The 560-nt window shown below is 46.4% G+C and carries 1 protein-coding gene; it reads left to right on the forward strand.

The window, feature by feature from the left end; all coding sequences use genetic code 11:
* Positions 1-174: 174 nt before the first annotated feature.
* Positions 175-560, forward strand: a 386-nt coding sequence (locus I6A82_RS14365; RefSeq protein ID WP_232343687.1) for an RrF2 family transcriptional regulator, incomplete at its 3' end; no start/stop codon positions are given.

The raw sequence follows: 560 nt of genomic DNA on the forward strand, positions 1-560 counted from the left end.
CTGCACAATCGCTGCCGTTGGAAGTAGATCAGAAAATCAGGGAAATAGAAGGTGTGAATGATGTACATGTATCGGTGACCTGGACGCCTGCCTGGAACAGGAGTATGATGTCTGAAGCTGCCCAGCTTGAATTGGGAATGTTATAAACAAACGATCACAATTAATTACAATTAAATGAAAATCACCGCACAGGAAGAATACGGTTTAAGGATACTGATACGCATCGCTGCCTGTAAAGAGGAAGGAGGTATGAGCATCCCCCAACTGAGCGAGGCTGAAGGCCTGACAAGTCATTATGTGGCCAAGCTTACCCGCATTTGGCGCATAGGAGGTTTCATTAACAGTACCCCGGGACATAAAGGAGGTTATGTACTTGCCAGGCCTGCCGATAAAATTGCTATCAAAGATGTGCTGGCTGAATTGGGCGGAGTATTGTTCGACAAATCATTCTGCGGACAGCATACCGGCTCCTTGAAACTTTGTACCAATTCGGTTGACTGCTCGGCGCGTTCGCTTTGGCAGATGATACAATTTGTGGTGGACCATTTGCTGGATAAAGT

Source organism: Novosphingopyxis sp. YJ-S2-01, from assembly GCF_016093175.1.
Lineage (GTDB): Bacteria > Pseudomonadota > Alphaproteobacteria > Sphingomonadales > Sphingomonadaceae > Novosphingopyxis > Novosphingopyxis iocasae.